The sequence below is a fragment of the Ideonella margarita genome (assembly GCF_038066635.1).
Lineage (GTDB): Bacteria > Pseudomonadota > Gammaproteobacteria > Burkholderiales > Burkholderiaceae_C > Ideonella > Ideonella margarita.
Genome location: NZ_JBBUTI010000001.1, coordinates 282,521 through 307,663, shown reverse-complemented (window position 1 = coordinate 307,663; position 25,143 = coordinate 282,521). Strand labels below are relative to the sequence as shown.

Annotated in this window: 27 protein-coding genes; 6 read left to right on the top strand and 21 right to left on the bottom strand. The window is 66.4% G+C overall.

Annotation, left to right across the window (positions count from 1 at the left end; genetic code table 11):
- Window positions 1-3: 3 nt before the first annotated feature.
- Complete coding sequence (locus tag AACH00_RS01455) at window positions 4-1,257, bottom strand: lipopolysaccharide biosynthesis protein (RefSeq protein ID WP_341397160.1); 1,254 nt, start codon at window positions 1,255-1,257, stop codon at window positions 4-6.
- A gap of 20 nt (window positions 1,258-1,277) precedes the next feature.
- Window positions 1,278-2,372 carry a DegT/DnrJ/EryC1/StrS family aminotransferase gene (locus tag AACH00_RS01450; RefSeq protein WP_341397159.1) on the bottom strand — a complete coding sequence of 365 codons (1,095 nt, stop codon included), beginning with the start codon at window positions 2,370-2,372 and terminating at the stop codon, window positions 1,278-1,280.
- A gap of 125 nt (window positions 2,373-2,497) precedes the next feature.
- Here AACH00_RS01450 and AACH00_RS01445 point away from each other — a divergent pair, with 125 nt between their 5' ends.
- The gene (locus AACH00_RS01445; RefSeq protein ID WP_341397158.1) at window positions 2,498-3,229 is read left to right on the top strand and encodes a glutathione S-transferase family protein; all 732 of its coding nucleotides are present in this window, start codon (window positions 2,498-2,500) and stop codon (window positions 3,227-3,229) included.
- Window positions 3,230-3,252: 23 nt separating this feature from the next.
- Here the strand turns inward: AACH00_RS01445 and AACH00_RS01440 are convergent, their stop codons facing one another.
- The 3 genes from AACH00_RS01440 to AACH00_RS01430 are packed head-to-tail and all read right to left on the bottom strand — an operon-like array spanning window position 3,253 to window position 6,103.
- On the bottom strand, window positions 3,253-3,840 hold the full coding sequence (locus AACH00_RS01440) for an acyltransferase (protein ID WP_341397157.1): 588 nt from the start codon (window positions 3,838-3,840) through the stop codon (window positions 3,253-3,255).
- Between the two features lie 5 nt (window positions 3,841-3,845).
- On the bottom strand, window positions 3,846-4,793 hold the full coding sequence (locus AACH00_RS01435) for a Gfo/Idh/MocA family protein (RefSeq protein ID WP_341397156.1): 948 nt from the start codon (window positions 4,791-4,793) through the stop codon (window positions 3,846-3,848).
- A 26-nt stretch (window positions 4,794-4,819) separates the two neighbouring features.
- Entirely contained in the window at window positions 4,820-6,103 is a 1,284-nt protein-coding gene (locus tag AACH00_RS01430) for a nucleotide sugar dehydrogenase (RefSeq protein ID WP_341397155.1), read from the bottom strand.
- A 223-nt stretch (window positions 6,104-6,326) separates the two neighbouring features.
- Between AACH00_RS01430 and lysS the strand changes: the two genes are divergently transcribed.
- Both lysS and AACH00_RS01420 read left to right on the top strand, forming a co-directional pair.
- Entirely contained in the window at window positions 6,327-7,847 is a 1,521-nt protein-coding gene (lysS, locus tag AACH00_RS01425) for a lysine--tRNA ligase (RefSeq protein ID WP_341397154.1), read from the top strand.
- A gap of 56 nt (window positions 7,848-7,903) precedes the next feature.
- Complete coding sequence (locus AACH00_RS01420) at window positions 7,904-8,491, top strand: pyridoxamine 5'-phosphate oxidase family protein (protein WP_341397153.1); 588 nt, start codon at window positions 7,904-7,906, stop codon at window positions 8,489-8,491.
- Window positions 8,492-8,526: 35 nt separating this feature from the next.
- Here the strand turns inward: AACH00_RS01420 and AACH00_RS01415 are convergent, their stop codons facing one another.
- The 6 genes from AACH00_RS01415 to AACH00_RS01390 form a co-directional block, all read right to left on the bottom strand.
- A complete protein-coding gene (locus tag AACH00_RS01415; RefSeq protein WP_341397152.1) occupies window positions 8,527-9,318 on the bottom strand; it encodes an enoyl-CoA hydratase in 792 nt (263 codons plus the stop codon).
- 54 nt (window positions 9,319-9,372) lie between these two features.
- Window positions 9,373-10,518: a DUF3108 domain-containing protein gene (locus tag AACH00_RS01410; RefSeq protein ID WP_341397151.1), complete on the bottom strand. Its 1,146-nt coding sequence runs from the start codon at window positions 10,516-10,518 to the stop codon at window positions 9,373-9,375.
- Between the two features lie 72 nt (window positions 10,519-10,590).
- On the bottom strand, window positions 10,591-12,336 hold the full coding sequence (locus AACH00_RS01405; protein WP_341397150.1) for a M61 family metallopeptidase: 1,746 nt from the start codon (window positions 12,334-12,336) through the stop codon (window positions 10,591-10,593).
- A 23-nt stretch (window positions 12,337-12,359) separates the two neighbouring features.
- Window positions 12,360-12,824 (bottom strand): DUF3429 domain-containing protein, encoded by a 465-nt coding sequence (locus tag AACH00_RS01400; RefSeq protein ID WP_341397149.1) that lies wholly within the window; start codon window positions 12,822-12,824, stop codon window positions 12,360-12,362.
- Between the two features lie 73 nt (window positions 12,825-12,897).
- Window positions 12,898-13,647, bottom strand: coding sequence for a DsbC family protein (locus AACH00_RS01395; protein ID WP_341397148.1), 750 nt, complete (start codon window positions 13,645-13,647; stop codon window positions 12,898-12,900).
- Between the two features lie 47 nt (window positions 13,648-13,694).
- Window positions 13,695-14,804 (bottom strand): FAD-dependent monooxygenase, encoded by a 1,110-nt coding sequence (locus AACH00_RS01390; protein ID WP_341397147.1) that lies wholly within the window; start codon window positions 14,802-14,804, stop codon window positions 13,695-13,697.
- Between the two features lie 94 nt (window positions 14,805-14,898).
- Between AACH00_RS01390 and ychF the strand changes: the two genes are divergently transcribed.
- Window positions 14,899-15,993: a redox-regulated ATPase YchF gene (gene ychF / locus AACH00_RS01385; protein WP_341397146.1), complete on the top strand. Its 1,095-nt coding sequence runs from the start codon at window positions 14,899-14,901 to the stop codon at window positions 15,991-15,993.
- A gap of 114 nt (window positions 15,994-16,107) precedes the next feature.
- The gene (rpoH, locus tag AACH00_RS01380) at window positions 16,108-17,031 is read left to right on the top strand and encodes an RNA polymerase sigma factor RpoH (RefSeq protein WP_341397145.1); all 924 of its coding nucleotides are present in this window, start codon (window positions 16,108-16,110) and stop codon (window positions 17,029-17,031) included.
- 90 nt (window positions 17,032-17,121) lie between these two features.
- Here rpoH and AACH00_RS01375 read toward each other — a convergent pair whose 3' ends face one another.
- The 5 genes from AACH00_RS01375 to AACH00_RS01355 are packed head-to-tail and all read right to left on the bottom strand — an operon-like array spanning window position 17,122 to window position 21,228.
- Window positions 17,122-17,769 (bottom strand): SCO family protein, encoded by a 648-nt coding sequence (locus tag AACH00_RS01375; RefSeq protein ID WP_341397144.1) that lies wholly within the window; start codon window positions 17,767-17,769, stop codon window positions 17,122-17,124.
- On the bottom strand, window positions 17,766-18,674 hold the full coding sequence (gene cyoE / locus AACH00_RS01370; RefSeq protein ID WP_341397143.1) for a heme o synthase: 909 nt from the start codon (window positions 18,672-18,674) through the stop codon (window positions 17,766-17,768). Before cyoE ends, AACH00_RS01375 begins: the two co-directional genes overlap by 4 nt.
- 13 nt (window positions 18,675-18,687) lie before the next feature.
- The gene (locus AACH00_RS01365) at window positions 18,688-19,830 is read right to left on the bottom strand and encodes a COX15/CtaA family protein (protein WP_341397142.1); all 1,143 of its coding nucleotides are present in this window, start codon (window positions 19,828-19,830) and stop codon (window positions 18,688-18,690) included.
- Window positions 19,830-20,480 (bottom strand): SCO family protein, encoded by a 651-nt coding sequence (locus AACH00_RS01360; protein ID WP_341397141.1) that lies wholly within the window; start codon window positions 20,478-20,480, stop codon window positions 19,830-19,832. The genes AACH00_RS01365 and AACH00_RS01360 overlap by 1 nt, the downstream gene beginning before the upstream one ends.
- Window positions 20,481-20,493: 13 nt before the next feature.
- Window positions 20,494-21,228, bottom strand: coding sequence for an SURF1 family protein (locus AACH00_RS01355; protein WP_341397140.1), 735 nt, complete (start codon window positions 21,226-21,228; stop codon window positions 20,494-20,496).
- Window positions 21,229-21,270: 42 nt separating this feature from the next.
- On the opposite strand from AACH00_RS01355, the gene AACH00_RS01350 reads away from it, so the two are divergent.
- Window positions 21,271-21,492, top strand: a complete 222-nt coding sequence (locus tag AACH00_RS01350) for a twin transmembrane helix small protein (RefSeq protein WP_341397139.1) — start codon at window positions 21,271-21,273, stop codon at window positions 21,490-21,492.
- Window positions 21,493-21,565: 73 nt separating this feature from the next.
- Here the strand turns inward: AACH00_RS01350 and AACH00_RS01345 are convergent, their stop codons facing one another.
- From AACH00_RS01345 to ctaD, 5 genes are all read right to left on the bottom strand, one after another.
- The gene (locus tag AACH00_RS01345) at window positions 21,566-22,450 is read right to left on the bottom strand and encodes a cytochrome c oxidase subunit 3 (RefSeq protein ID WP_341397138.1); all 885 of its coding nucleotides are present in this window, start codon (window positions 22,448-22,450) and stop codon (window positions 21,566-21,568) included.
- Between the two features lie 76 nt (window positions 22,451-22,526).
- Complete coding sequence (locus AACH00_RS01340; RefSeq protein WP_341397137.1) at window positions 22,527-22,763, bottom strand: DUF2970 domain-containing protein; 237 nt, start codon at window positions 22,761-22,763, stop codon at window positions 22,527-22,529.
- The gene (locus AACH00_RS01335) at window positions 22,760-23,380 is read right to left on the bottom strand and encodes a cytochrome c oxidase assembly protein (RefSeq protein ID WP_341397136.1); all 621 of its coding nucleotides are present in this window, start codon (window positions 23,378-23,380) and stop codon (window positions 22,760-22,762) included. The genes AACH00_RS01340 and AACH00_RS01335 overlap by 4 nt, the downstream gene beginning before the upstream one ends.
- A 7-nt stretch (window positions 23,381-23,387) precedes the next feature.
- Window positions 23,388-23,510, bottom strand: a complete 123-nt coding sequence (locus tag AACH00_RS01330) for a cytochrome oxidase small assembly protein (RefSeq protein WP_341397135.1) — start codon at window positions 23,508-23,510, stop codon at window positions 23,388-23,390.
- Window positions 23,511-23,517: 7 nt separating this feature from the next.
- Window positions 23,518-25,137: a cytochrome c oxidase subunit I gene (gene ctaD / locus AACH00_RS01325; protein ID WP_341397134.1), complete on the bottom strand. Its 1,620-nt coding sequence runs from the start codon at window positions 25,135-25,137 to the stop codon at window positions 23,518-23,520.
- Between the last annotated feature and the right edge of the window lie 6 nt (window positions 25,138-25,143).

Genomic DNA, 25,143 nt, shown 5'->3' with positions numbered 1-25,143 from the left:
TTTTCACGGTGCAGATTGTTCCATTGGATCGGGCACGGGGTCGGTGCTCACCGGCCAGCGGGCCAGTGCCAGCATGTAATAGCCGAAATAGCCGGTCATGGCCACCGACACAGCCCAGCCCGCGCCCTGCAGGCCGCCCCAGGCCATGCCGGCCACCAACGCACCCACGAACAGCACTTGGCCGAACAGCGCCAGCTTCAGCGCCCAGGCCTGCGCTTGCCAGACCATGGTCACCACCGCCAGCGGCGCGGCCATGAAGTGCAGGCCGATGTAGAGCGCCAGTGCCTGGGCCAGTGAGCCGGCTTCACGCCAGGCCTCCCCGAACAGCCAGGCAAACAGCCAGGGGCCGAGTGTCCACAACACCAGCACCAGCGGCGCCGCGCCCAATGCCAACAAGCCGATGAGTTGCCGCACCGCCTGCCGCCCCGCCACCGTGGCCCGGCCACCGCCTGCGGCCAGCTTCGGATACAGCGCCTGCGACACCGCACTGCCCACCAGCGTGGCCGGTGCCTTCAGGTAACGCAGGCCCAGGCCCCAGAAGCCCGCAGCGGCCGGGCCGAGCGTGGCGGCAATCAGGGCCACGCTGGCGGTGTCTTGCAGGGCGCCGGCAAAGGCATGCGGGGTGTTGAGCAGCGGGAAGTCGCGGTACTTGCGCACCAGCACTCGCCAATCCACCAGATCGGCCGATCCCCATGCCAGCGGCAGCCGCAGCCAGGCCGTGGCCAGCAGCGCAGCGGCAATGGGCGCGGCGATCAAGCCAGGCACCCCGGCACCCGCCCAGCCCGCGGCCACCTGCGCCAGCGCCGCACCGCCGTACTGCAGCACCCGTGCCACCGCCAGCGCCTGGAAGCGCTGGGCGCGCGTGGCCCACATCGTGGCCAGCGACACCGCCCCGGCCGCGGCCACCGCCGCCGGCAGCCATGCCACCCATGCAGCGGCGCCCGCCAGCCACCAGCCCACGGCCCCCAGCGCGCTCAAAGCCACCGTGCCTGCCAGCACGCGCAGGCACAGCGCGCGCAGGGCCTGCGCTTCGGGCTCGTCAGCAGCCAGCGGCAAGGCAAATTCAAACCGCGCACAGGCCACCACCGCGAGGTTGGCCGCCACCGCAGCAAACAGGTGGAACAAACCAAACTCAGCCGGTGAAAACAGGCGCGTCAGCAAGGGCACGAGCAGCAAGGGCAAGGCTTGCGCCATCGCGCCCCCCACCAGCAGCGTGAAGGTGGCCCGGGCCAGGCCTTGCAGGGGCTTGCCGCTCACGGTGGGGGCAGAGGTCGGCTTCAGGCGCCCACCACGCTGCGCAACGCCGCCACCACCTGGTCCTGGTCGGCTTCGGTCAGGTCAGCGCTCATCGGCAGGCTCATCACGCGGGCAGCCACCTGCTCACTCACCGGGCAGCCGGCGGCCGGCGCAAAGCGCTCATAGGCCAGCTGCTGGTGCATCGGGCGCGGGTAATGCACGGCCGTGGGCACACCCAGCTCCTTGAGCGCAGCCTGCACCTCGGTGCGGCCCTCCACCATCACGGTGAACTGGCCCCACACGCAATCACGGTCCGGCCGCACGGCCAGCAGTTGCAGCTTGAGGCCGGCCAGCAACTCGCGGTAACGCTCCCCCAGCGCATGGCGACGCGCCAGCTCCCACTCGAAGCGCGGCAGCTTGGCCAGCACCACGGCGCATTGCAGGGTGTCCATGCGCCCCCCCACGCCCACGCGGGTGTGGGTGTAGCGGGCGCTCTGGCCATGCACGCGAATCTCGCGGGCCGCCTGCGCCAGCGCATCGTCGTCGGTGAACAGCGCGCCACCATCGCCATAACAACCCAGTGGCTTGCTCGGAAAGAAACTCGTCGCGCCGAAGGTCGACAGCGCACAGCTGCGCCGCCCCTGGTAGCTGGCGCCGAAGCTTTGTGCGGCGTCTTCGATCACCGGCAGGCCGTGGCGTGCAGCCACCGCATTGATGGCGTCCATGTCGGCCACCTGGCCGTACAGGCTCACCGGCATCACGGCGCGGGTGCGTGGCGTGATGGCCGCCTCGATCAGCGCGGCGTTGATGTTGCAGGTGTCCGGCTCCACATCCACGAACACGGGCACGCCCCCCAGCAGCACGATCACCTCGGCCGTGGCCGCAAAGGTGAAGGGGCTGGTGATGACCTCGTCGCCGGGCTGCAGATCCAGGGCCATCAGCGCGATCAGGAGCGCCTCGGTGCCGCTGGACACGGTGATGCAGTGCCGGCTGCCGGTGAACTTCGCCAGCGCGCCTTCGAGCTCGGCCACCTCGGGGCCCATGATGTACTGGCCGTGGTCCAGCACACGCTGGATACGGCTGTCGATCTGGCTCTTGAGGGCCGCGTACTGGGCTTGGAGGTCCGTGAACTGCATGCCGTGATTGTCGCCAACTTTGGGATGGACGCGGACATGGGTGGCTGCAGGTGGGCAAAGCCCGGCTGCGGGTAGCCAAACAGCGGCGATGATGCGCGCTCCGGAACACGCTTGATGATGCCCGCATGCCCGATCTGATCGTTCACACCTACGGCCCCGCCTGGAACACCATCGACCTCAGCCCCTTCAGCGTGAAGCTGCAAACCTGGCTGCGGCTGGCCAGGTTGCCCTTCACCACCCGGCTGTCCATTCCTTCGCGCATGCCCCAGGGCAAACTGCCGGTGCTCGACATGGACGGCCAGCGGCTACCCGACTCCACCGCCATCATCAATGCGCTGCGGGAGCGCCACGGCGACCCGCTCGGTGACTGGCAACGCACGCCTGAGCAGCGCGCCCTCGCCCGGGCGGTGCAATCAATGCTGGAAACAGATCTCTACTTCACGGCTGTGTGGTGGCGCTGGACGCCGCCCGGCAACCAGGCGCTGCTGCGCGCCGAGATGGCGCACTACTTCCAGGGCCTGGGCGTGCCGAAGCTGTTTGCACCGCTGGCCTTTGCCCAGGCGCGCAATGGCATCCAGAAGCAGTTGCAGGCCCAGGGCGCGGGCCGCAAATCTCCGGAAGAGCTCACGGCCAACGGCGAGCAGATCATGTCCGCGCTGCGCGACTTTCTGGGCGATCAACCATTTCTGCTGGGTGATGCGCCAGCGACGATCGACGCCACTGGCTTTGCCTTCCTGCACACCTTGCTGAACACGCCACTCGACATCCCGCTGAAGGCGCGCGTGCTGGCCATGCCGACGCTGGTGGCCTATCACCAGCGCATGCTGGCCCTGTGCTGGCCGGAACGGGTGGCTTGAGCTGAATCAGCCCGGGCGGCTGATCAGCCCGCCTGCAGCGTGAGCCGGCCCGCCACCAGACGGTAACGCTCACCGGTGGCCGGGCACGCAGCTTCGGCGCCGTCAACGGCCCGCACGGGCAGCGCCAGCTTCTCGCCATGACGGCTCATCCAGCCCGTCTGGCGCGCCGGCACACCGGTGACCAGCGCAAAGTCAGGCACATCACGCGTGACCACGGCGCCCGCGCCCACAAACGCCCACGCCCCCACCGTGGCGCCGCACACGATGGTCGCGTTGGCGCCCAGCGTGGCACCGCGCCGGATGGTGGTGCGGCGGTACTCCGCCTTGCGGGGCACGGCGGCACGCGGGTTATGCACGTTGGTGAACACCACGCTCGGGCCGCAGAACACATCGTCTTCCAGCGTCACCGCGTCGTAGACCGACACGTTGTTCTGGATCTTCACGTTGTGGCCGATCACCACGTCATTGGCGATGAACACGTTCTGCCCGAACGAGCAGCGCTCGCCAACACGCGCCCCGGCGCACACATGGCTGAAGTGCCAGACCTTGGTGTCTTCGCCCAGCTGCGCGCCGGCGTCGACGATGGCGGTGTCGTGGGCCCAGGCTTGCATGGTGCTCAGGCCTGACGCTGGCGAATGAACGGGTGGGCATCAGCGCCCGCCGCCACCGGCCGCGCCGAACGGATCACGTTGACGGTTTCCACGCAATGCCGCGCATCGGCCAGGCCATAACCGCGGCCCGCCAGGATCTCCTGGTAGCTCACGGTGTGCAGGTCGGTGAAGCCTTCGGAGAACTCCAGCTGCTCGCCGCCGATGTCGATGTTGCGGAAGGTGGGCTTCTTGCCCTTCACGCCGTCAGGCAGGTCATTCGCATCGATCGACAGGAACCAGCGCACCCGGGCGCGCTCGTATTCCAGATAGCCTGCCGCGCTCTGCTCGGCGTTGTGGTGCACCACGTTGGTCTGCAGCTGGCCGAAGATGAAGTGCAGCATGTCGAAGAAGTGCACGCCGATGTTGGTGGCCACACCGAAGGACTTGCGGGGGTCGCCCTTCCAGCTCTCGGCGTACCACTTGCCGCGCGAGGTGATGTAGGTCAGCTCGACGTCGAATTTGGTATTGGCCGGGGCCGCGGCCACCTTCTCGCGCAGCTTCAGGATGGCGTCGTGGTGGCGCAGTTGCAGGATGTTGTGCACCCGGCCACCGGTTTCGCGCTCGACCAGCGCCAGCTCATCGAGCAACTCGGGCGTCGGCACCAGCGGCTTCTCGCAGATCACGTCCGCACCCAGGCGCAAGCCCGCCGCGATGTGCGCGTGGTGCAGGTGGTTGGGGCTGCACACCGACACATAGTGCAGCTGCGTGGCCGGCTGGCGCTTGAGCTGGTGGGCAAATTCCTGGAAGCGTTCGAACTGGGTGAAGAACTCGGCCTGCGGCGCGATGCTGTCGATGATGCCGACCGAGTCGTTGATGTCATAGGCCACGGCCAGGTGGTGGCCGGTGTCCTTGATGGCGCGCATGTGGCGCGGGGCGATGTAGCCGGCAGCGCCGATCAGTGCAAAGTTCTTCATGCGGGGCTCAGGTTGCAATTCGGGGCTCAGAGGCGGAACACGGTGGTGCCGGCGGCGGCCAGTTCATCGCGCGGGAACAGGGCTTTCACGTCGGCCACCACGGGCTTGCTGCCGCGCACCAGGGCGCGCAGGTCAGCCACGCTGAGGGCGCGGTATTCGCGGTGGGCCACGGCCACCACCAGTGCATCGAACGGCGCTTCAGCCGCAGGGTCGGCCAGCGTGATGCCGCATTCATGCAGCACCTCGGCCGGGTCGGCATGCGGGTCCATCACCACCACGGTGGTGCCGTGGTCGCGCAGCTCGTTCACCAGGTCGATCACCTTGGAGTTGCGGATGTCCGGGCAGTTTTCCTTGAAGGTCAGGCCCAGCACGCCAACGCGGCAGCGCGGCACATCCAGCCCGTTCTGCAGCATCAGCTTGACGGTGTTGCGGGCCACGTAGCGGCCCATGTTGTCGTTGATGCGCCGGCCGGCCAGGATGACCTGCGGGATGTAGCCGTGCTGCTCGGCCTTGTAGGTCAGGTAATACGGGTCAACGCCGATGCAGTGCCCGCCCACCAGGCCGGGCCGGAAGGGCAGGAAGTTCCACTTGGTGCCGGCCGCGGCCAGCACCTCGCCGGTGTCGATGCCCAGGCGGGCGAACACCACCGAGAGCTCGTTCATCAGGGCGATGTTCAGGTCGCGCTGGGTGTTCTCGATGACCTTGGCGGCCTCGGCCACCTTGATGCTGGCCGCGCGGTGCACGCCGGCGGTCACCACCGAGGCATACACCTCGGCCACGATGTCGAGCGTGGCGGCGTCGCAGCCGGAGACGATCTTGCGGATGGTCTCGAAGCGGTGCTCGCGGTCGCCCGGGTTGATGCGCTCGGGGCTGTAGCCGCTGAAAAAATCGACGCCGTGCTTCAGACCGGAGACCTGCTCCAGCACCGGCACGCAGTCTTCCTCGGTGGCGCCGGGATAGACGGTGGATTCGTACACCACGATGTCGCCGCGCTTGAGCGCCTTGCCCACGGTACGGGAAGCCGCGATCAGCGGCGACAAGTCGGGCTTGTTGGCGCTGTCCACGGGCGTGGGCACGGCCACGATGAAGAAGTCGGCAGCGCGCAGGTCGTCGATCTGGTCGGTGTACAGCACCTGCACGCGGGCCAGGTCTTCAGCACTCACCTCGTCGGTGCGGTCGTGGCCGGCACGCAGCTCGGCAATCCGGGCGGCATTGATGTCAAACCCGACGATGGGCGCATGGCGACCAAATGCCACGGCCACAGGCAGGCCCACATAACCCAGACCAACAACGGCAACTTTGCGATGCATGAGAGTGGCTGCGGCGCGCCGCCCGTCCACACGCGGGCTGCCTGCACCTCAGCAATCAAAACGGCAATTTTAGTTCTGCCCTCTGCTGCCCCGGCACAGACGCTTAAAATCGCGGGTTCCCACCGGGGGGAAGCGCCTGAACGCCGCGGCCGCCCGACCCTGGTACCGCCAAAGCGCCGTACCGCCCAAGCAATACCGCCCAGCACCCCTGAGCCACCGCCCCATGAGCCAAGACCACACCGCACCCGCCGCGACCGACGACAACCAGCTGATTGCCGAACGCCGCGAAAAACTGGCTGTGATGCGCGAGCAGGCCAAGGCCGCGGGCCAGGCCGTGTTCCCGAACGACTTCAAGCCGCAGCACCGCGCTGCCGATCTGCACCCCGCCTACGGTGAGCTGCCGAACGAAGAGCTGGAGCCCAAGGCCGTGACGGTCAGCGTGGCTGGCCGCATGATGCTCAAGCGCGTGATGGGCAAGGCCTGCTTCGCCACCGTGCAGGACGCCACGGGCCGCATCCAGCTCTACATCACCCAGGACAACGTTGGCCCTGACGTGCTGGCTGCGTTCAAGCACTGGGACATGGGCGACATCATTGCCTGCGAAGGCACGCTGTTCCGCACCAAGACCGGCGAGCTGTCGATCAAGGCCACCATGGTGCGCATGCTGACCAAGAGCCTGCGCCCGCTGCCTGACAAGTTCCACGGCATGACCGACCAGGAACAGAAGTACCGCCAGCGGTATGTCGACCTGATGATGGACGAGACGGCCCGCACCCGTTTCATCGCCCGCAGCAAGGGCGTGGCCTCGATCCGCAACTTCATGGTCGAGCACGGCTTCCTGGAAGTGGAAACGCCGATGCTGCACCCGATTCCCGGCGGCGCGAATGCCCGTCCGTTCGTCACGCACCACAACGCACTCGACCAGGAAATGTTCCTGCGCATCGCGCCCGAGCTGTACCTGAAGCGACTGGTGGTGGGCGGCTTCGAGCGCGTGTTCGAGATCAACCGCAACTTCCGCAATGAAGGCGTGAGCGTCCGGCACAACCCGGAATTCACGATGATGGAGTTCTACGCGGCCTACTGGAACCACCACGACCTGATGGACTTCACCGAAGCCGTGCTGCGCCACGCTGCGCGCTCGGCCACCGGCTCGGCCCGCGTGAGCTACGCCGGCCGTGAAGTGCACCTCGATGAGCCGTTCGCCCGCCTGTCGGTGCGTGATTCGCTGGTGGCCCACGCCGGCCTGAGCGAAGCCGAAGCCGATTCGGCAGAAGCCGTGCACGCCAAGCTCACCGCCCTGGGCGAAGAGCCGCCGAAGCACTGGAAGCTGGCGCAGCTGCAGTTCGGCCTGTTCGAAGCCGTGGTGGAAGAAAAGCTGTGGCAGCCGACGTTCATCATCGACTATCCGGTTGAGGTGAGCCCGCTGGCCCGCGCATCGGACACCAACCCGGCCCTGACCGAACGCTTCGAGCTGTTCATCACCGGCCGCGAGTTCGGCAATGGCTTCTCGGAGCTGAACGACGCCGAAGACCAGGCCGCACGTTTCCTGGCCCAGGTCGAGAACAAGGAAGCCGGTGACGACGAGGCGATGTATTACGACGCCGATTTCATCCGCGCCCTCGAATACGGCATGCCCCCGACGGGCGGCTGCGGCATCGGCATTGACCGCCTGATGATGCTGCTGACCGACTCGCCGGCCATCCGTGACGTGATCCTGTTCCCGGCCCTGCGCCGCGAAAGCTGACCCCTTGCGGGTTTGACGGGGTGGCGCCAGGCCACGCTTGCCGCGAAAGTAGCTTCATGTCTGCCGTGCCCCACCCTGCCCCAGACCCCGTGCAACTCGACGAGCTGCACGGCCGCGTCTGGGCCGAGCTGACCCGGGCCGCGCGTGATCGCGGCCATGGCTGGCGGCAGGTGACACTGGCCACGGTCGACCATGAGGGCGCGCCGGATGCGCGCACCGTCATCCTGCGGGAGGCCGATGCCTCGCAGCAGGTGCTGCGCTTCTACACGGACGCCCGCTCCCCCAAGGCCGGGCAGATTGAGCAGCAACCGCAGGGCCTGATCGTGGCCTGGTGCCCCGAGCTGGCTTGGCAGTTGCGGCTGCGGGTGCAGTTGTCGCTGCTGGCCAGTGGGCTGGCGGTGTCGTCGCGCTGGGCCTCGATGCAGCTCAGCCGTGCCGCGAATGACTACCTCGCCCCGCAGGCGCCGGGCTCCTTGCTCGACGCTGCGGGCGCAGCCCACGAAGGCCCGCCGGCCGGCGAAAACCGAGGTCACTTCGCGGTGATCGAGGCGCGAGTCGTGTCGATCGACTGGTTGTCGCTGCAGCCCAGCGGGCATCGCCGCGCCCTGCTCGGCGCAGACGGTGCGCGCTGGCTGCAACCCTGACCTAACCTGAACTGAGCCGATCAGGTCTGCGCCGGTCAATCGGCGGCGTTGAACTTGGCCGGCCGCTTGTCGAGGAACGCGGCCATGCCTTCGCGCTGATCGGCCGTGCCGAACATGGCGTGGAACAGGCGGCGCTCATACCAGAGCCCGTCGTTGAGCGAACTTTCAAACGCCCGGTTCACCGATTCCTTGGCAGCGAACAGCGCCAGCTGGCCCAGGCCGTTGATCTTCTCGGCGATGGCGATCACTTCGTCCATCAGCGTGGCGGCAGGCACCACGCGTGACACCAGGCCCCAGGCGTCGGCTTCGGCGGCGGTGATCCAGCGGTTCGTCAGCACCATGTCCATGGCCTTGGCCTTGCCGATGGCGCGCGGCAGACGCTGGGTGCCGCCGGCGCCCGGAATCACGCCGATGGTGATCTCGGGCTGACCGAAGCGGGCGTTGTCGGCCGCGACGATCATGTCGCACATCATCGCCACTTCACAGCCACCGCCCAGCGCCACACCGGCCACGGCCGCGATGACGGGCTTGCGCACCTTGCGCATGGTTTCCCAATTGCGGCTGATGTATTCGTGGCGATAGGTGTGGGCGAAGTCGTAGTCCTTCATGGCCGCGATGTCGGCGCCGGCCGCAAAGGCCTTTTCGCTGCCGGTGACCACGATGCAGCCAATGCCGTCGTCCGCATCAAAGGCCAGCAGCGCCTGGCCCAGCTCGTCCATCAGCTGGTCGTTCAGGGCGTTCATCTGCTTGGGCCGGTTGAGCGTGATCAGGCCGGTCTTCAGGGCGCCTTCGCCGCGCACGTCGGTCAGGATGCATTCGTAGGTCATTGGCAAGTCTCCAGTGATGCCCGATTCGGGTGCGGGCGATGTCGATATTCTGGGTCAGCGGGGCGCGGCCTGCTGCGGGCGTTGCTGCAATTGCAGGTCGAGCCAGGTTTCCGCGTCCTGGCGGATGCCGATGCGCACCGGCAAGTACTGCAGCGAAGGCGCGATCCACATTTCCACCGACAACTCGTTCGGCCGGCTGCCGGTCAATCGGGGCTTCAGGTGGAAGGCCTCGACGGTGCCGAATGGCAGCGCCAGCTCCACCTTTTCCACCACGTCGTAAGTCCAGCGGCCCAGGCGGCGCGGCAGCGCCAGCGGAAACTCCACCGACTGCCCCACCTGCAGCTGCTGCGGCCGCGAGAGGAACAGCCAGGTCATCTGCACGAACTGGCTGGCGGTGTCTTGCACGCCGGCCGGGCGCTCCACGCTTTGTCCGTTGGCCAGGCGCACCACGTCGTTGTCGAACTGGACGGTCTCGGTGCGTGTGCCCCGGAAAGGGATGTCGGTCTGCTGGTCGTAGCGGCGCGGTACCAGCCCGGCTGCCGTGAGGGTGCCGTCGCTGAGCATGCGCCGCTCGAACACGGGGTCGACCTTCACGCCCAGCCGCACCTGGTAGTGCGCCTCCTGGCGCAGCCATTCCACCTGGGCCGTGCCGAACAAGGGGCCGCGGAAGTTGCCTTCCAGCTTGTAGCGCAGGCGGGTGGAAGGCGGCCAGTCCATGGCCTGCGCCACCGGGGCCGAGGCAGCTGTCGCCGCCGTCGTGGCGGCCGGTGGCAGGCCCGCCGGGGCATCCAGCGGGCCCGGCACGATGACGGGTGGCGGCATGCTGGCGGCCTGCGCCACGGGGGGCACGATGACCGGCTCTGGCGCACCGAGTTCAGGCAGGGCCTCGCCGGCAGCGAGGCGGGGCGGCATTGAGGCGGCGGCATCCGGCGACGACGCCGCCTTGGCCGGGCTGGAAGCCGGCTGCGCGGCGGCCGCGACCGCCACGGGCGGTGTGGCTGCGGTCAGCACCGGCGGCGTGGTGGGCGCAAGTTCGCGCACGAAGGCCACGTCGATGGCCTCGGGCACCGTGCTCGCATCGCCATCGCCGATCTGGCTGTCGAGCACCTGATGACCGACGCAGGCATGCGCCAGCAGCACCAGCAGCAGCGAGAGCCACCAGGCCACGCGGCGCGACGGGATCAGCCGGGAGGGAGTCACGTCTTCGCTTGCTTCAGCGGGTCAGGGCCAAGGTGCAGCACGTTGTCACCGAAGACCGGCTGCACCCACGCTTCAGGTGCCGATCCAGGCCTTGCGCAGGGCTTGCGCAGGCGCCGGGGCGGCGTGGTTCAGCGTCAAGGCGCAGGTGGCGGCCAGCGGCGCCTCGGCCTGCGGCGTGATGCGCACGCTGCGCACCTTCTGCTGGCGGCTCAACAGCACCTCGAAGGGCTGGTCAGGGGCCACCCACTGGCGGGCGTCCTCGAAGCGGCGCACGCGCCAGCCTTCCACGGCCAGCAGCTCGTCGCCCGCGCTCAGGCCGGCCTCGGCCGCCGCGCTGCCCTGCAGCACCGACTTGACCACGATGCCGGTGACGGGGCCTTCGGACAGACGCAGGCCGAGACCCGCCGCCCAGGCCGCGTTGTCTGCGCCGATGTTCACGGCGTTGGCGGCCAGCGCATCGTTCAGCGGCAAGTCACCGCGGCCATGCACCCAGCCCAGCAGTTCCAGGCGCAGCATCGGGCCAGCCAAGGCTTCAACCTGGGCCAGGATGGCCGCCTCGGTGACACCGCCGTCCGGGCAGGTGGCCCACAAGCCGCGCATCACATCATCCAGCGAAGCCTCGCCGGTGGCGCGCAGTCGCAGGTCCAGCAGCAAGGCGATCAGCGAGCCCTTGGTGTAGTAGCTCACCGTGGCATTGGCCGTGTTTTCGTCCTGGCGGTAGTACTTCACCCAGGCATCAAAACTGGACTCGGCCACGCTTTGCACCGCACGGCCCGGCGTGGCGGCCACACCGTTGATCGTGCGGGTCAGCAGCTTCAGGTAACGCGGGGCGTCGATCAGGCCGGCGCGCACCAGGAACAGGTCGTCGTAGTATGACGTGAAGCCCTCGAAGAACCACAGCAGCTCGGTGTAGTTTTCGCGGGTGTAGTCGTAGTTCAGGAACTCGGCGGGCTTGAGGCGCTTGACGTTCCAGGTGTGGAAATACTCGTGGCTGATCAGGCCCAGCAGCGTGAGGTAACCCTCGGATGCGTCCTTGGCCGGATCACCCTGGCGCGGCAGGTCGCGGCGGTTGGCGATCAGCGCGGTGCTGGCGCGGTGCTCCAGGCCGCCGTAGCCCTCTTCCACCACGTTGAGCATGAAGACGTAGCGCTGGAACGGCGGCTTCTTGCGGCCGTGCCAGAAGCTGATCTGGGCCGCGCAGATGCGCTTGGTGTCGGCCAGCAGGCGGGCGCCGTCAAAGCCCGGCCACGCGCCGGCCACCACGAACTCGTGCGTCACGCCGCCGGCGTCGAAGCTGCCGCGCCAGAAGCGGCCGAGCTCGAAGGGGTGGTCGGCCAGCTCGTCGTAATTGGCCGAGACAAAGGCGTTGCGGCCCTTGGCTGCCGCCGGCATCGCCGTGGCCACGTCCCAGCCCGTGGGCAGGCCGGCCAGCTGAACCGCATGCACGTCGGCTTCCCGGCCATGCACCCGCAGGCACAGGCTGGTGGGGTTGAAGAAGCCGCGTTCGTCGTCCAGCCAGGCGGTGCGCACCGAGTTGTCGAAGGCATAGACCTGGTACTGCAGCACCAGCGCCGTGCGGCCAGTGCAGTCGGCTTGCCAGGTGGTCTTGTCGAGCTGGGTCAGGGCGACAGGCGTCTGCCCCTGGCGGCCCGTCATGCCGCTCAGGTGGCGACCAAACTCGCGCACCATGTAGCTGCCGGGGATCCACACCGGCAGGCTGACGGTCTGGTCGGCAGCCGGCGCCGGAATGGTCAGCGTGACCTGGTAGCGGTGACCGGTCAGGTCGACGGGCTCGATGCGGTAGAGGATGTCAGCCATGGGCGGGGGTGTCTTGTGGAGTGTCAGGTGCCGGCGGCACCAAAAAAGCAGGCCAGCGAGGCCACCAGCGTGAGGCGGAAGCGCAGCGTCAGCCAGTGGGCCTGGCCGTTGACCACGTACAGGCGGCGATCCACCACGTAGCAGACGATGAGCATGGCGCCGAGCAAAGCCAGGCCGGCATAGGCGGGCATGATCACGCCCAGCCAGGCCACCAGCGGCGGCACCATGGCCCAGCGGAAAGAACGCGGGCCAGGCCCATCGACCCGCATGGCCAGGCCCCAGTGCACACCGCCCAGGAAGGCCACGATGGTGGCCGCGTAACCGGCCAGTGCCAGCGTCACGAAGGCGTGTGCGTCGGGGTTGTGCGCCACCAGCCAGACCAGCAGGGCGCCGAGCACGAACGGAATCAACCCGGCGTGGCCCAGGCGGCGAGCCAGTTGTGGCGGCTCGGCCGCGTGGGGCGAAGGGGTCAGGTGTAGGTCACTCATGGGCGCGCATTGTCGCTTCAGCGCCCGGCGTTCGGGGCGGCTGCGGCGAGAGACCGTGGCGCCAACCGGACGCTCAGGACTTGCGGGCCGCGACGAGTTGTTTCTCGATGCGATCAGCGGGCCAGGCCCCCGGGGCGCGCGTGCCGTCTTCGAAGACCAGGGCCGGGGTGCCGTTGATCTTGTACTTGCGGGCGAATTCCTGGTTGCGCTCCAGCGCGGTGGCGTCACAGCCCTCGGCCGAGCGGGCCGGCACCGCGCCGTCGATCATCCAGCTGCGCCAGGTCTTCATCGGCTCTTTCGCGCAGACGATGTTGCGCGACTTCAAGGCCGAATCACCACCCAGGATGGGCAGCACAAAGGTGTAGATCGTCACATCCTTCAGGGTCAGCAGGTCTTTTTCGAGGCGCTTGCAGTAGCCGCAGTTCGGGTCGGCGAACACCGCCATCTTGCGGGAGCCATTGCCCTGCTTCATGACCATCGCGTCCTTGAGCGGCAGGTTGGCGAAGTCGATCGCCGTGAGCTTTTCAACGCGCGCCTGCGTCAGGTTGACGCGGGCCTTGGTGTCAAAGATGGAGCCGTCGATCAGGAAGTTGCCGGTCTCGTCGGTGTAGAGCAGCTCGGCACCCATGCGCACTTCATACAGCCCCGCCACCGGCGTCTTGCTGATCTCGTCGATCTTCGGCAGGCTGGGCATGCGGTCGGCCAGCGTCTTGCGGATGGCGGCTTCGTCAGCCCAGGCCGGGCTGGTCAGGGCCGCGGCCGTCAGCGACAGCAGGAAGGCGCGGTGCAGGCCGGACGGCCGGCGAAGGTGGTGAGACAGCATGAACATCCTGAGGTGAATGGCCCGCACGCAGAGCCGTGGAACGCGCTTTATACGTCAAGCGCCCGACCAACCAGCCAGCGCTTGAGGGGGGGCAGGTGTTCAACCAGACTCAGTCCGGCGTTGCGAAGTTCCCGAAGACCGGGTGGATTCTGCGCAAACAGCTGCCACAGGCCATCGGTGGTGCGGGCCATTGCCCATGTGGCGGCCCGGCGGCGGCGGGCATAACGCTTGAGCAGATCGTGGTCGCCGGTGCTGCGCCAGCTTTCGCGGCTGGCCAGCACATCGGTCAGGGCCATCACATCGGCCAGACCCAGGTTCAGGCCCTGGCCCGCCAGCGGGTGCACCACATGGGCGGCATCACCCACCAGCACCCAGCCGGGGCCGCACACATCACTCGCATGGCCCAGCGCCAGCGGCCACACCGCGCGGTCACTGGCCAGGCGCAGGGTGCCCGCCGCGCCGCCCGTCATGGCGTTGAGCACGGCCTCCAGTGCCTCGGGCTCGGCCGTCAGCCAATTGCGTGCCTGCTCTTCCGGCTGTGACCAGACCAGGCCGAAGCTGTGGCCGACTTCCGGACGGTCGAAGGGCAACAGCGCCAGCACGTCCGGCGAGCGGAACCACTGGTGGGCCACGCCGGCATGGGGCCGGTCGCTGACCAAGCGGGCTGCGAGCGCGCTGTGGCCATAGGCATGCCGCTCGAAGCGCACGCCCAATTGCTCACGGGCGGCCGAGGCCTTGCCTTCGGCGACTACGGTCAGGGGCGCGGGGGCCGGCTCTTCCTGCAATTCGACATTCGGGGCGAAGCGCGATGCGGCGTCGAGGGTGGCTTCCAGCGCAGCCGCGTCAACGATCCAGGCCAGGGCCGGCACGGCCTGCTGCCACGCCGACAAGGCCAGCTGCGCGCCGGGGGCATCACCCGCCACCCGCATGTCGTGCACTTCAGTACGCGCGTCGGCGGGCAAGGCGTCCCACACCTTCAGGTCGGTGAGCAGCGCCACCGAGGCCGGGTTGAGCGCGTAGGCGCGCAGGTCAGGCTGGGAAGGCACCGCGGCTGATCGGGCCTGCAGCGCCACCCGCAGCCCCCGTCGGGCGAGGGCCAGGGCGAGGGTCCGGCTGACGATGCCGGTGCCAAGAATGCGCACATCCAGGTTGCTCATGCAGCCGATTGTAGGGAGCCGCCTTAAAATGCGCGGTTTGGTGCCCTTGCTGGCCCCACCGTTTCATTCCCGTCCCCAACAGCGAAAGTTCCCCATGAGCCTGAAGTGCGGCATCGTCGGTCTGCCCAACGTCGGCAAGTCCACCCTGTTCAATGCCCTGACCAAGGCTGGCATCGCTGCCGAGAACTACCCGTTCTGCACGATCGAGCCGAACGTCGGCGTGGTGGAAGTGCCTGACCCCCGCCTGGCTGCGCTGGCCGAGATCGTCAAGCCTGAGCGCATCCTGCCGGCCATCGTCGAGTTCGTGGACATTGCTGGCCTGGTGGCGGGCGCGTCCAAGGGCGAAGGCCTGGGCAACCAGTTCCTGAGCCACATCCGCGAAACCGATGCGATCGTCAATGTGGTGCGCTGCTTTGAAGACGACAACGTGATCCACGTGTCGGGCAAGGTCGATCCGATCTCCGACATCGAGGTCATCCAGACCGAGCTTTGCCTGGCTGACCTGGGCACGGTGGAGAAGAGCCTGCACCGCTACAACAAAGCCGCGCGCTCGGGCAATGACAAGGAAGCCGCAGCGCTGGTGAAGGTGCTGGAGAAGTGCCAGGCGGCGCTGGACCAGGCCAAGCCTGTTCGCTCGATCGACTTCTCGAAGGACGAGCTGGTCATCCTGAAGCCGCTGTGCCTGATCACGGCCAAGCCGGCCATGTTCGTTGGCAACGTCTCGGAAACCGGGTTCGAGAACAATCCCTTCCTTGAGCGTCTGAAGGAATACGCCGCTGCCCAGAAGGGCTTCGTGGTGGCGATCTGCGCGAAGACCGAAGCCGAGCTGGCGGAGATGGAAGATGAAGACCGCGCGATGTTCTTGGCAGAAATGGGCCAGGACGAGCCGGGCCTGAACCGCCTGATCCGCGCGGCCTTCAAGCTGCTGGGCCTGCAGACCTACTTCACCGCAGGCGTGAAGGAAGTGCGCGCCTGGACCATCCATGTGGGCGACACCGCCCCACAGGCCGCCGGCGTGATCCACACCGACTTCGAGCGCGGTTTCATCCGCGCCCAGACCATCGCCTTCGACGATTTCATCCAGTTCAAGGGTGAACAAGGGGCCAAGGACGCCGGCAAGATGCGCGCTGAAGGCAAGGAATACGTCGTCAAGGACGGCGACGTGCTGAACTTCCTGTTCAACGTCTGACGGCGGGAAACCGCCAAAAAGGTCGCTTCGGGGGCTTTTCCAGGGTTTAGCACTCCTCTTCGGAGAGTGCTAATATCTCTGGAACCTTTCGTCTTTCAGACACTCCGACTCGGCATGAACATCAAGACCACCCCCACCGCTGTTGCCCTGCGTGACCCGTGGGCCATGGTGCCGTCCATCGGCAACCTGGATGCCTACATCACGGCGGTCAACCGCATTCCTCTGCTCACCCCCGAGGAAGAATCCGAACTCGGCCGCAAGCTGCAGGCCGATGGTGATGTGCAGTCCGCCGGTCGGCTGGTGTTGTCGCACCTGCGCCTGGTGGTATCGGTGTCGCGCCAGTACATGGGCTACGGTCTGCCGCAGGGCGACCTGATCCAGGAAGGCAATGTCGGCCTGATGAAGGCGGTCAAGCGCTTCGATCCGGGCCAGGGCGTGCGTCTGGTCAGCTACGCGCTGCACTGGATCAAGGCCGAGATCCACGAATACATCCTGAAGAACTGGCGCATGGTGAAGGTGGCCACCACCAAGTCCCAGCGCAAGCTGTTCTTCAACCTGCGCTCGATGAAGCAGGGCCTGAAGAGCCAGGCCGGTGACACCGAAACCTTCCGCAACACGCTGACGCCCGACGAGGTGGACGTGGTGGCTCAGCAGCTGAATGTGAAGCCGGAAGAAGTCATCGAGATGGAAACCCGGATGTCGGGCGGCGACGTGGCCCTGGAGCCGCAGACCGACGACGGCGAAGAGAGCTACGCGCCCATCGCCTACCTGGCCGATGACACCCATGAACCGACCCGTGTGCTGGAAGCCCGCAAGCGCGACCATCTTTCCAGCGACGGCATCACCCAGGCGCTGGCAGCACTGGACGACCGCAGCCGCCGCATCGTGGAAGAGCGCTGGCTGAAGGTGAACGACGACAGCTCGGGCGGCATGACGCTGCACGAACTGGCCTCGGAATACGGCGTCAGCGCCGAGCGCATCCGCCAGATCGAGGTGGCTGCGTTGAAGAAGATGCGCAAGGCGATCGAGACGGTCTGAGGACCTGCTCACGCGCCGCTGCCCGAGCAAGTGCTGCGGGCGGCAGACAAGACAAAGGCTCCCGCGGGAGCCTTTGTTGTTGGTGCCAGCTCAACGACCGGCCAGCAAGACCTTCACGTCGTTGGTCAGCGCCTCGACCGGCGTGCCGTAACGCTCGTACACACGTACCCGGCCTTCGGTATCGAAGAGATAGACCGCCGCGGAGTGGTCCATCGTGTAGTTGTTGGCGTCTGACTTGCCCGGCACCTTGGCGTAGAAGACCTTGAAAGACTTGGCCAGGTTCTTGATCTGTTCAGACTCACCGCGCAGCGCGATGAAATCGCTGCCGAAGTTGGCGAGGTAGGGCTTGAGTATCTCGGCCGTGTCGCGCTCCGGATCTACCGTGACGAACACCGGCTGCAGCTTGGCGCCATCCGCTCCCAGTTGCTGCTTCACGGCAGCCAGCTCGGCCATCGTGGTCGGACACACATCGGGGCACTGCACGTAGCCAAAGAAGACCGCCACGACCTTGCCTTTGAACTCGGCGAGCGTGCGCACCTTGCCGTCGATGTCAGGCAGACCCAGCTCCTTGGCGTAATCCGCCCCGGTCAGGTCGGTGCCCTTGAACGGACTGACGCCTGCAGCGCCCTGCCCGCCCGGCTGGTCACAGCCCGACAAGCCGGTGGTCAGACCCAGCAGCGTGGTGGCGGCACCAGCGAAAGCCAGCAGGGCGTGCCGGCGCGCGCGACCGGAGTTCATTGGTGCATCCATGGGCTGACGTAGTGGTCCACCAGCAGGGCCGCGAACAACAGCGACAGGTGCAGGATGGAGAAGCGGAAGGTCTGACGCGCGAGGGCGTCAGAATAGTTGCGCCAGAGACGCCATGCATAGGCCATGAAAGCCAGGCCCAGCACCAGGGCGCTGACCAGGTAGATCGAGCCGCTCATGCCATAGATGAACGGCAGCATGGTGCCGGCCAGCAGGATGATGGTGTAGAGGAATACATGCAGCCGTGTCAGCTCAGCGCCGTGGGTGACCGGCAGCATGGGCAGGCCGGAGGCGCGGTACTCCTCGGCGCGGTAGAGCGCCAGCGCCCAGAAATGCGGCGGCGTCCACAGGAAGATGATCAGGCACAGCAGCCAGGCTTCCGGCCCGGCATCGCCACGCACGGCGGCCCAACCGAGCACGGGCGGCATGGCACCCGAAGCCCCGCCGATCACGATATTCTGCGGGGTCAGCGGCTTCAGCACCACCGTGTAGATGATGGCGTAACCGACGAAGGTACCCAGCGTCAGCCACATGGTGAGCGGGTTCACCCAGATCCAAAGCACGGCGCAACCGATGCTGCACAGCACGCCCGAGAACATCAGCGTCTGGGCTTCAGGCAACTCGCCCTTGGCGGTCGGGCGCCAGGCGGTGCGCTTCATGCGGCGGTCGATCTCGCGCTCGATCAGGCAATTGAAGGCTGCTGCTGCGCCCGCCACGAGCCAGATGCCGGCCGTGGCCGCCACCAGGATGCGCCACGACGGCAGACCGGGTGCGGCCAGCAGCATGCCGATGACGGCACAGAACACGATCAGCTGAACCACCCGGGGCTTGGTGAGCGCGTAATACTGGGACCAGCGCGAAGGCACGGGCGGGGTCGGGGCAAGGGTGGGAGTCATCAGGAAACAAGGATCAGGCAGTGCGAACCGATTGGAACGCACTTGCGGGGGAAATACTTGATTTGGGCAAGGCGGTTCGCTGGAGCGCAGCGACCAGCACCGCCACCAACGCGGCTGCGCCACCCGTGTGCAGCAGCGCGCCAATCAGAGGCCAGTGCAGCACCACGTTGCCCAGGCCAGTGGCCAACTGCAGGGTGCTCAAGCCCAGCAGCCAAACCGCCGTGCGCTTCATGGCGCCGCCGGAGCGCCAGCAAGCCAGCGCCAGCGACAGCAGTGCCGCCAACACAACCACGGCCATCAGCCGGTGCGCCATGTGGATGGCCACGAGGGCGTTCGCAGGCAGGTACTCGCCGCTGCCGGCGCGGCCCAGTTCACGCAGGATGGTGAAGCCGTGGCCAGCGTCCATGCCGGGCCACCATTGGCCATTGCAGGTCGGGAAACCGCGACATGCCAGCACGGCGTAGTTCGTGCTGACCCAGCCGCCGAGGGCGACCTGCACCACCAGCAGCCCCAGCACGAGCCAGAGCCCGCGGCGCAGTGCGGCTGTTACCGCGACGGGCTTCGCGAGGTACCGCTCATGCTGCACCACCAGCAAGGCCAGCAAGGTGATGCCGCCCATCAGGTGCAGGGTGACGATGGCCGGATACAGCTTCAACGTGACCGTGTACTTGCCGAACAGCCCTTGCACCAGCACCCAGACCAGCGTGGCCAGCGGCCATTTCCAGCCTTGCGGCACCTGTGCCCGCCAGCGCCATGACAACGCGCAGGAGAGCAGGATCAACGCCCCCACCGTCATGGCGAGGTAGCGGTGGATCATCTCGATCCACGCCTTGCTGTACGTCACCGGGCCGGTCGGCTGCGCGCTCTGCGCGGCATGGATTTCTTCATGCGCCGCCCAGGGCGTAGCTTCGGCGTAGCAACCGGGCCAGTCGGGGCAACCGAGGCCGGAATCGCTCAGCCGCGTGAAGGCGCCGAAGATGATCAGGTCGAAGGTCAGAAACAACGTCAATGCCGTGAGCGCGCGCAGGCGCGTGGAAGGCGGCGCGGTGCGCGTGCGCCACACCCACACCGACAGCGGCAGCAAGCTCAACACGCCGGCGAGCAGCAAGAGCTGCAGGCCGGTGAGCCAATGGTCGGCTGCGCTGACGTCTGGCATCACGAGCCCCGACCTTCGCGGTCCCAGGACGACGAGGCGCGCAGCAGGCGCTCCAGGTCCTTGCGGAAGCGGGCCGGATCCAGATCGACCGGCGTGCGCATCATCCATTCGCCCATCGGGTCGACCAGGTAGATGTGGTCTTCCAGGGCGCTGCCAGTGTCAGGCTTGAGCCAGCTGGCCAAGGCCTCACGCTGTACGCGCAGCACCGTCGCCGGCGTGCCAGAACGCAAGGCTTCCTGGATGGGTGCCCGCACGGGTGCGTCGTCGGTCACGAGCAGGACGCGGTCGACGCGCTCCTTCTCGCGGCCCATCATTTCCCGCAGCTGTCGCTGGGCGAAAAGCAGCTTTTCGCAGCGTTCGTCGCAGGCGCCACCAGCGACCACCACCATCAGCCACTGCCCTTTCAGGGTCAGCGGCGGCACAGCTTGACCTGCCGCGTCGGTGAGCGCGAGGGCTGCCGGAATACCCACCGTCGGCTGGATCAGCTCCGCATAGTTGCTGCGGGCACTCGGCCGGACGACGTAATAGCTGAAGTAGGAAGCGATCACCGGCGCGGCGCAGGCCAGCAGGACCAGCAGCATCGTCAGACGGCCTTTGCGGGTCTGACCAACGGGCGCCAACTCAGCGGCGGGCAAGGTGTGGACCGTCATCGAGACGGGATCATCATGAGGTGCGGACACGGCGTGGGCGGAGGAGTTGGAACCAGACATAAAGACCCGCGATCATCGCGCAGAAGACAAACCACTGGGCCGCATACCCGTAATGCTTGTGCACATCCACGGACACTTGCGGCCAATCACGCAACAGGCCATCCGGCTGGTCGCCCGGGGCCACCAGTTGCTGCACGGAGAGCGGGCGCAAGCTCAGGCCCAGCGCCCTGGATTGTTCGTCAACATCGATGTTCTGCTGGATTGGGCCCGGCGCCTCCTGACCCAGTGACGCCAGCCGTGACGGCGCGGCCTCGATGCGGGCCAGCACGTTCACCTCCCCGACCTGCGTGGTGAAGGAGGGCACCCGGCTGCGGTCCTGGGCATCGCGCGGCAACCAGCCGCGTTGAACCAGCACTGCATCGCCACTGGCAAGCCGCAAGGGCGTGACCACGAAGAAGCCGGGCCGGCCACGCATCTGGCGGTTGTCGAGGTAGACCGTGGCGCTGTCCAGCCATTCGCCCTTCAAGGTGATCTGGCGATGCAGCTGGCGGGCGAGCCCGTCCTCGTCGCGCGCCAATTCGGCCTGGCTCAGCGGTGGGGCGTCAGCAGCGGTCTGGATGGCCGCCTGCAGCGAAAGCTTGGACTCTGCCCGATCGAGCTGCCACACACCCAGTCTGGCGGTGACGAGGCAGGCGACCACAGCAGCCAGCAGCACGAGCCGACGTCGCCCGGTGGTGGACAGGGTCATGGCAAAGCGCCCATCTCGAACAGGGTGGAATAATCAGGCGTCATGAAAATCATCATTGTGCTGGCCTTGATCGCCATCCTCTGCGCCCTTGCGGGTGCGGGCCTGTTCATGCTGCGCCGTGGCCAGGGCAAACAAGAGCAGAACTCGCGCATGGCTTGGGCCCTGGCGGTGCGCGTCGGCCTGTCGGTGACGCTGTTCCTGTTCATCCTGCTGTCCTGGCACATGGGCTGGATCCGTCCGACCGGGCTGCCGATCGGCAGCTGACCGAGGCAGCAAAAACGCCGCACAAGGCGGCGTTCTCTTGAAAGCATGGGCCTCGCGCGGGCCCATCTGCTTTTTACATCCAGTAGACGACGATGTAGAGGCCGAGCCAGACCACGTCGACGAAGTGCCAGTACCAGGCCGCGCCTTCGAAACCGAAGTGGCGATCAGCGGTGAAGTGACCCTTCGTCAGGCGCAGCGTGATGATCAGCAGCATCAGCATGCCGAGGAACACGTGGAAGCCGTGGAAGCCGGTGAGCATGTAGAAGGTCGAACCGTAGATGCCCGAGGTCAGCTTCAGGTTCAGCTCGCTGTAGGCGTGCATGTACTCGTAGGCCTGGAAGCCCAGGAAGACCACACCCAGCAAGACCGTCACCCACATCCAGAAGATCGTCTTGGCGCGTTGGCCGGCGATCAGGGCGTGGTGAGCGATGGTCAGCGTGATGCCGGACGTCAGCAGGATGCCGGTGTTGATCGTCGGGATCGGCCACGGGCCCATCGTGGTGAACGGCTCAACCGTGCCAGCCGGCGAAGCGGTCAGGCCAGCCATGGCGCTCGGCCAGATGGCCTTGAAGTCGGGCCACAGCACCTGATGATCCAGGTTGCCCAGCATCGGCAGCGAATGGTTGCGAGCCCAGTACAGCGCACCGAAGAACGCTGCGAAGAACATCACTTCCGAGAAGATGAACCAGCTCATGCTCCAGCGGAAGGAGACATCGATGCGGTCAGAGTACTGGCCGCTCTGGCTTTCGCTGATGGCGTCGCCGAACCACTGGTACAGCACCGTCAGCCAGATCACCATGCCGAGCAGCAGCGACCAGGCGCCCCAGCCGTGGCCGTTGACCCATTGACCGGCGCCAAGGATGACAAAGAACAGGCCGATAGCGGCCATCACCGGGTGGCGCGAAGGCCCCGGCACGAAGTAATAGGGCGTCGCCCCGTGGTTGCTTACTGCGGACATTGCTTGTCTCTCCTTGACACCAATTCGAATTGGCTCAGTAACTTGAACGCTGTATCTTGAAATCAACCAGGGGTGGTCATGCGGCCACGCCGCTGCCAACCACCCACTTCACCAGGACCACCAAGGTGCCCACGAACACCGCGGCGCCCAGCAGGCCCGCGATGACGAGATGCACCGGATTGATCTGGCTCACATCTTTTTCATAGTCGGCGCCACGACGGACACCAAAAAACGACCAGGCCACCGCCTTCATCGTGCCCAGAAACGTGCCCTTGCGAGCGGCCGCCTGGCGCAGGTCACTGGGCTCGCTCATGAGCGCTCCCCGGTGCCGGTGACAACGGCTGCGGCCTTGCCGGTAGGTGCCGCTGGCGTCTTGCCGCCCACCTCGAAGAAGGTGTACGACAAGGTGATGGTGGTCACGTCGCGCGGCAGCTTCGGATCAATGTAGAACACCACAGGCCACTGCTTGCTTTCGCCGGGCTGCAGGGTGTACTCGTTGAAGCAGAAGCATTCGAGCTTGTTGAAGTGCGTAGACGCCTGGTGCGGTGCGTAGCTCGGGATGGCCTGGGCTGCCATGACACGGTTCTGCACGTTGCGGAACTCGTACATCACGGTGGCCATTTCACCCGGGTGCACCACGACCGAACGCTGCGCGGGCTTGAACTCCCAAGGACCGCGTGCGTTGGCGTCGAACTCGACCGTGATGCTGCGCGTGAGATCAACCTGCGTGTTCGCAGGCCGCTCGCGCGTGCCACTCACGCCGCCATTCTTCTGCTCGGACAGCGACAGCACGTTGATGCCCAGGGCCTCGCAGATGTGCTTGTACATGGGCACAAGCGCATAGCCGAAGCCGAACATCAGGGCCGTCACCACGAGCAGCTTCACCACCATCTGGTGGTTGTCGCGCCGGAGTCGCTCGATCAGGGTCATGGGGGGCTCAGTGGACGCCGCCAAGCAGCGCGATCTTCACCACGAAGCCGACACCCAGCACCACGGCCACCGAAGCCAGCACGAGTCCGAGCTTCAGGTTGGCCTTGCGTTGTTCAGGAGTCTGCGCCATGGCGGATTCAGCCGATCACCTTGGTGGCGGTGATGTCCAGCTTCGGCGGGTTCTCGAAGGTATGGAACGGGGCCGGCGACGGCACTTCCCACTCCAGGCCTTCAGCACCTTCCCAAGGCTTCTGCGGGGCCTTCTCGCCCTTGCCGCGCATCATCGGAACGACCACGAACAGGAAGAAGTAGACCTGCATCAGACCGAAACCAAAGGCGCCAATGCTGGCGATCTGGTTGAAGTCAGTGAACTGCATCGGGTAGTCGGCATAACGACGGGGCATGCCGGCCAGACCCAGGAAGTGCATCGGGAAGAAGGTGACGTTGAAGAACACCAGCGAGCCCCAGAAGTGGATGCGACCACGGGTTTCCGAATACATCACGCCGGTCCACTTCGGACCCCAGTAGTACACGCCTGCGAACAGGGCGTACAGCGAGCCAGCCACCAGCACGTAGTGGAAGTGAGCCACGACGTAATAGGTGTCCTGCAGCTGCTGGTCGATCGGGGCCATCGACAGGATCAGGCCGGTGAAGCCGCCCATCGAGAACACGAACAGGAAGCCGACGGCGAACAGCATCGGGGTTTCGAAGGTCATCGAACCGCGCCACATGGTCGCGATCCAGTTGAACACCTTCACGCCCGTGGGCACCGCGATCAGCATGGTCGCGTACATGAAGAACAGCTGACCCGTCACCGGCATGCCGGTCGTGTACATGTGGTGAGCCCACACGATGAACGACAGGATGGCGATCGAACCCGTGGCGTAAACCATCGAGGTGTAGCCGAACAGCTTCTTGCGGGCGAAGGCCGGGATGATGGCGCTCACGATGCCGAAGGCCGGCAGGATCATGATGTACACCTCTGGGTGTCCGAAGAACCAGAAGATGTGCTGGTACATGATCGGGTCACCGCCGCCAGCCGGGTTGAAGAAGTTGGTGCCGAAATGGCGGTCCGTCAGCGTCATGGTGATGGCGCCAGCCAGCACGGGCATCACTGCGATCAGCAGGTAAGCCGTGATCAGCCAGGTCCATGCGAACAGCGGCATCTTCATCAGCGTCATGCCCGGAGCGCGCATGTTCAGGATGGTGACGATGATGTTGATCGAACCCATGATCGACGACGCGCCGAGGATGTGCATCGCGAAGATGCCGGCGTCCATCGAAGGGCCCATCTGCAGCGTCAGCGGGGCATACAGCGTCCAGCCGGCAGCGGGGGCGCCACCGGGCATGAAGAACGAGGACACCAGCATCAGCGCGGCAGGAATCATCAGCCAGAAGCTGAAGTTGTTCATGCGGGCGAAGGCCATGTCCGATGCGCCGATCTGCAGCGGAATCATCCAGTTGGCAAAGCCCACGAAGGCAGGCATCACGGCGCCGAACACCATGATCAGCCCGTGCATGGTCGTGAACTGGTTGAACAACTCCGGGTTGAAGAACTGCAGGCCAGGCTGGAACAGCTCGGCGCGGATGCACAGCGCCAGGATGCCGCCAATCATCAGCATCGTGAAGCTGAACAGCAGGTACAGCGTACCGATGTCCTTGTGGTTGGTGGCGAACACCCAGCGGCGCCAGCCGTGAGGGTGGTCATGCGCGTGGTCGTGCGCGTGATCCCCGTGATGATCGAGAACTGCACTCATGAGGTT

Coding starts and splice junctions, on each gene's coding strand:
- AACH00_RS01450 (WP_341397159.1), bottom strand. CDS start 2,372: ATGCAGTTCACGGACCTCCAAGCCCAGTACGCGGCCCTCAAGAGCCAG.
- AACH00_RS01445 (WP_341397158.1), top strand. CDS start 2,498: ATGCCCGATCTGATCGTTCACACCTACGGCCCCGCCTGGAACACCATC.
- AACH00_RS01440 (WP_341397157.1), bottom strand. CDS start 3,840: ATGCAAGCCTGGGCCCACGACACCGCCATCGTCGACGCCGGCGCGCAG.
- AACH00_RS01435 (WP_341397156.1), bottom strand. CDS start 4,793: ATGAAGAACTTTGCACTGATCGGCGCTGCCGGCTACATCGCCCCGCGC.
- AACH00_RS01430 (WP_341397155.1), bottom strand. CDS start 6,103: ATGCATCGCAAAGTTGCCGTTGTTGGTCTGGGTTATGTGGGCCTGCCT.
- lysS (WP_341397154.1), top strand. CDS start 6,327: ATGAGCCAAGACCACACCGCACCCGCCGCGACCGACGACAACCAGCTG.
- AACH00_RS01420 (WP_341397153.1), top strand. CDS start 7,904: ATGTCTGCCGTGCCCCACCCTGCCCCAGACCCCGTGCAACTCGACGAG.
- AACH00_RS01415 (WP_341397152.1), bottom strand. CDS start 9,318: ATGACCTACGAATGCATCCTGACCGACGTGCGCGGCGAAGGCGCCCTG.
- AACH00_RS01405 (WP_341397150.1), bottom strand. CDS start 12,336: ATGGCTGACATCCTCTACCGCATCGAGCCCGTCGACCTGACCGGTCAC.
- AACH00_RS01400 (WP_341397149.1), bottom strand. CDS start 12,824: ATGAGTGACCTACACCTGACCCCTTCGCCCCACGCGGCCGAGCCGCCA.
- AACH00_RS01395 (WP_341397148.1), bottom strand. CDS start 13,647: ATGCTGTCTCACCACCTTCGCCGGCCGTCCGGCCTGCACCGCGCCTTC.
- AACH00_RS01390 (WP_341397147.1), bottom strand. CDS start 14,804: ATGAGCAACCTGGATGTGCGCATTCTTGGCACCGGCATCGTCAGCCGG.
- ychF (WP_341397146.1), top strand. CDS start 14,899: ATGAGCCTGAAGTGCGGCATCGTCGGTCTGCCCAACGTCGGCAAGTCC.
- rpoH (WP_341397145.1), top strand. CDS start 16,108: ATGAACATCAAGACCACCCCCACCGCTGTTGCCCTGCGTGACCCGTGG.
- AACH00_RS01375 (WP_341397144.1), bottom strand. CDS start 17,769: ATGAACTCCGGTCGCGCGCGCCGGCACGCCCTGCTGGCTTTCGCTGGT.
- cyoE (WP_341397143.1), bottom strand. CDS start 18,674: ATGACTCCCACCCTTGCCCCGACCCCGCCCGTGCCTTCGCGCTGGTCC.
- AACH00_RS01365 (WP_341397142.1), bottom strand. CDS start 19,830: ATGCCAGACGTCAGCGCAGCCGACCATTGGCTCACCGGCCTGCAGCTC.
- AACH00_RS01360 (WP_341397141.1), bottom strand. CDS start 20,480: ATGACGGTCCACACCTTGCCCGCCGCTGAGTTGGCGCCCGTTGGTCAG.
- AACH00_RS01355 (WP_341397140.1), bottom strand. CDS start 21,228: ATGACCCTGTCCACCACCGGGCGACGTCGGCTCGTGCTGCTGGCTGCT.
- AACH00_RS01350 (WP_341397139.1), top strand. CDS start 21,271: ATGAAAATCATCATTGTGCTGGCCTTGATCGCCATCCTCTGCGCCCTT.
- AACH00_RS01345 (WP_341397138.1), bottom strand. CDS start 22,450: ATGTCCGCAGTAAGCAACCACGGGGCGACGCCCTATTACTTCGTGCCG.
- AACH00_RS01340 (WP_341397137.1), bottom strand. CDS start 22,763: ATGAGCGAGCCCAGTGACCTGCGCCAGGCGGCCGCTCGCAAGGGCACG.
- AACH00_RS01335 (WP_341397136.1), bottom strand. CDS start 23,380: ATGACCCTGATCGAGCGACTCCGGCGCGACAACCACCAGATGGTGGTG.
- AACH00_RS01330 (WP_341397135.1), bottom strand. CDS start 23,510: ATGGCGCAGACTCCTGAACAACGCAAGGCCAACCTGAAGCTCGGACTC.
- ctaD (WP_341397134.1), bottom strand. CDS start 25,137: ATGAGTGCAGTTCTCGATCATCACGGGGATCACGCGCACGACCACGCG.